At 64.6% G+C, this 3,813-nt stretch carries 2 protein-coding genes and 1 pseudogene; 2 read left to right on the top strand and 1 reads right to left on the bottom strand.

Features of this window, described 5'->3' with window-relative positions; all coding sequences use genetic code 11:
* Both ROTAS13_RS20720 and ROTAS13_RS20725 read left to right on the top strand, forming a co-directional pair.
* Window positions 1-350 (top strand): annotated as a pseudogene (locus tag ROTAS13_RS20720) (hypothetical protein); the annotation flags it as partial.
* 12 nt (window positions 351-362) lie between these two features.
* The gene (locus tag ROTAS13_RS20725) at window positions 363-2,204 is read left to right on the top strand and encodes a hypothetical protein (protein ID WP_075823275.1); all 1,842 of its coding nucleotides are present in this window, start codon (window positions 363-365) and stop codon (window positions 2,202-2,204) included.
* Between the two features lie 207 nt (window positions 2,205-2,411).
* On the opposite strand, the gene ROTAS13_RS26550 is transcribed toward ROTAS13_RS20725, so the two are convergent.
* On the bottom strand, window positions 2,412-3,608 hold the full coding sequence (locus tag ROTAS13_RS26550) for a hypothetical protein (protein WP_139323462.1): 1,197 nt from the start codon (window positions 3,606-3,608) through the stop codon (window positions 2,412-2,414).
* Window positions 3,609-3,813: the final 205 nt, after the last annotated feature.

A 3,813-nucleotide genomic window follows, 5' to 3' on the forward strand; every position in this document is an offset into this window, starting at 1 on the left:
CCGCGGAGCCGACCGCATTCCGCGTGCGGGCGCAGGCGCGCAGCGGAGCGGTGTCGGGCTGGCGCGAGGCACTGGTGCCGGCTGCGGCTTCGGGCCTGGCCGCGACCGGGATCACCGGCGGCGTGCGCCTGTCGGGTGGCTTTCCCGCAGACGGAGTGCGGCTGCAGGTCTTCGAGGCCAGCAGCGCCAGCCTCGCCGCCGCGACCAAGCTGGCCAGCGAGCCGACGGCACTCCCGTGGGATCGCACCGGCCTCACCACCGGCCAGACCCGCTGGTACTGGCTGCGCAGCGTCTCAGCCGAAGGCAACGTCTCCGCCTTCGCCGGCCCGGTCACCGCCACCGCTCTTTGATCGGAGACAGCCATGCCGGCGCGCATCGATGACCTGCTGGTCCTCAACGCCAACCTCAACAAGAGCGACTTCGCGAAGTACCTGCGCGATCGTGAGGCGGTGCTGCCGAACGATTTCGGCGGGCTAGGCGATGGCGTGGCCGATGATCGCACTTCCATCCAGGCGGCCTTCGATCGGGCGGGCGCGGACCAGAAATTCGCAATGATTCCGCCCGGCACATGGAACGTCTCCGGCACCGTCACCCTGCCGGGCGGGGCCCGCGGCCTGATCATGCAGGGGACCATCCGCTACACCGGCACCGCGCCGACCTCCGTGCTGGTGCTGGGCGATGGCGGCACCATTCGCAATGCCGAGAAGCTCTACAGCGGGCTGAACGTGATCCGGCAGACGCAATCCGACTGGTCCTCCGAGGCCGATATCGGCATCACCGTGCGCAACGTCGATGCCAGCCAGATCGAGTTGCGCCGGGTGGAAGGCTTCACCATCGGCATGCGCACGCTGGGCGATGGCCGCGGCGTGGAAGACAGCACCTTCACGCTGGGGCGCATCGTCAACAACCGCATCGGCCTCGACATCTGGTGCGCAACGGCGACCGCCTGGAACACCTCGATCCGCTACTACGGCGGCCACTTCGCCCAGGCGACCGGGGTGAACGCCGCACTGGACCGGTTCGGCGTGCGCTTCGGCAACGAGCCCGGCGCCTACTCCAACCACAACCGGCATGTCTTCGACGCGCCGAACTTCGAGCTCCGCCAAGCCGGCAGCAACATCGCCATCCCCTTCCTGAACCAGACCTCGGGCAGCGCCATCATCGCGCGCAACATGCGCATGGAGGCCTGCTCGCCACTGGCGGCGCGGCACACGGCCGGGGCGCAGGACTGCGAGTACGACATCGCCTGGACCAACACCTATCTGGTCGGGATCGACTACACGGCGACCGCGAACCGCTGCGGCAATGCGGTGATCAACCGACACCGCGCGCCGGCGTCGCGGTTCCAGCGCTTTCTCGCCGGTGTGCCGAATACCCGCACGTCTGCCTTCCGGCAGTCGGCGACCGAGGTTGGGGTGGAGGGACTGATCACCATCGCCACCTCGACCACCACCGCGACCTTCATGGCGGATTTCTGCTTCAACGGGCTGACCGACCTGACGCCGACCGATCGCGCCGTGACGCTGGCGGCGAACCGCGGGCTGGGTTGGATGCTCGATACCTCCCAGGCGAAGGAGTTCGCGCTGGCGCATTGGCTGACGGCCGGCGCCTCGGGCGGACGGCTGTTCGTGCGCGTGTTTGATGGGGCGGGGAATGTGCGCGAGGACATCGCGGGCGACGTGCTGGCCTCGATCACCACGATGCAGTGGAACGGGCCGGCCAAGGGATGGAACGCCGGCGCGCCGATGGATGATGCCAACTTCAACCGGCGGCAGACGATCCGCGTCGGTGCGTCGGTGGCCTATGCGCAGGTGGGGGTGATCGGCTTCGATGGGCCGATCGACCTGCAATCGCTGCGGCTCTACGGGCTGCCGGAGGCCGCGCCCGCGGTGCTGAACGGCACGCCGTTGCTGACGGGGGCGCTGTTCGGTTCGGGGCGACGGGAGTTCTCAGCGGAAGTGTCCTGGGACCTGCCGAGCCTGGCGCCGGGGGCGACCTCGCTGCTCGACGTCGCGGTGAACGGGGCGCGGGCGGGCGACCTGGCGCAGGCTTCGCTGGTGTCGTCGACACGCTTCATCGAGCTCGATGCCGCGGTGTGGTCTAACAACACGGTGCGGGTGATGGCGCGGAACATCTCCGCGGCGACGTTCGACCTTGCGGCGGCGACGCTGTCGGTAGGGGTGGTGAAGCGGGGGGTGCCGTGAGCCATAGTCGTGAGCCTTCGATATTCAACGAAGCCGCAGAGTTCGCTGCACTCCAGTTGAGCGAACTTTCAGCATCGGCTGCCTCCTTGGGCTGATCGGCAACATCCCACTCGGTCTCGCTGAGAATCGGTTCCGTTCAGGCGAGGTCAGATTTGCGGCTGCTCGCCCCATGCCGAGCAACCTTCGAGAAAATCAAAGCGGTTCCAGCTACAGCGATCGGAACGCATCGGCATCTTCGCGCCAATCAGGATCGAAGTGCTTACCGCAGGCAGGGCAGGCCACATTTGTGACCTGGTCCGATAACGTACGATGGTAGGTGAGATGGTTGCCATTCTTGAACAGGACCTGTCCGCAGCCAAAGCAATGGGTGCGCGTCGTCAGCATTTCACAGGAGGTGCAATGCAACGTCCAGAAGTCGTTCTCACGCTCCGTGCGATGGCGCTTAACATTCCCGGGTCTGTGCCCACTACCGCACCGGATACAAAAACTGTCACTTATCCAATGATCAGAATCAGGTTCAGTCTCATATGGGACAGGGAACGCTGACTGAAGCTGCAAGGCAATCAGCCGCCGCAAATGCGCAACTGGATTAGCCGCTCCGTTGCCGGGGGCGAAGTGGATAAAGCCCTTGCGGTGGTTTTCCTCGCGATCTTGCCCGTAATCGCAATCCCTTCCCCATTCGAGCGGAGAGGTCGCCCACGTTACTTCCCGCGTAGCAGGCTGCAAAATAAAAACGCGATCTCCCTTTTGTCCGTATCCCTTCGTTGACACCAATTCGTCTAGCTTTGAAGCTAATTCGCCTAGTCGCCATCTGGCGCGAAACTTCGCATCCATGACCATGCCGTTTTTGCCGACCGGGGATTTGTCTTGGCTAAAGCACAGTCGGAAGTCCGGTCGTCTACCGTTCGGCAGCAACGGCTGAAACTCTAACCTGGCCGTCATTGCCGGATCGTTCCGCCGGAAATCGAGGGTGAGGCTCTCAGGCAGCCCTGTTACCGCCCGGATAAGTTGATCTTGCCAGCCAGTCTCGGGGGTGAAGCCGTAATCGTCCATCAACACGGCGATGATCTTGACCAAGCACCAGCGTTCGTACAGCGCGCTCGCGTGAAGGATGCCAATCCGATCAATCGCCTGCAGCGCAGCGTCGCCGGCGCCGGAAGGCTCGGCCAATTCACGGACGCGGCGGAACGCCGAGAGGCAGGCTGTATAATCTGGGCTTCGACTAAAGCGCATCCCAGTTGGAAAGAGCGAGCTCAGCCCCACACCCAGCGTTTGCCAGAGGCGATCCTGCCGGTGCAGTTCCACTTGAGCGGCCATTAGACCAGTGGAGGCTTCAGCCGCACGCAGCGCGCGGTTCAGATAGACCTCGCCCCGTCGTTCCGCGGTACGCGCTTCCTGCCGCATCTCCTTGCGCTCCTTCGAGGAAAGGCGGACACGCCAAGCGTTTTGCTCCAAGTACTCACGCTTTAGCTGTTTGTTCGCTAGTCGGCCTTGAACAACGTCTTCAGGCTGTCGCCCCTGCGAGCAGGGTGCGGCCTGTCGGGACGCTGGCTTGGCTGATCGGGGTGAGGATTGCCTGTCGGAGGGCGGCGAGGAGAGCGGCCAAAAG

The sequence above is a fragment of the Roseomonas sp. TAS13 genome (assembly GCF_001950415.1).
GTDB classification, from domain to species: domain Bacteria; phylum Pseudomonadota; class Alphaproteobacteria; order Acetobacterales; family Acetobacteraceae; genus Roseomonas; species Roseomonas mucosa.

Coding starts and splice junctions, on each gene's coding strand:
- ROTAS13_RS20725 (WP_075823275.1), top strand. CDS start 363: ATGCCGGCGCGCATCGATGACCTGCTGGTCCTCAACGCCAACCTCAAC.
- ROTAS13_RS26550 (WP_139323462.1), bottom strand. CDS start 3,608: ATGCGGCAGGAAGCGCGTACCGCGGAACGACGGGGCGAGGTCTATCTG.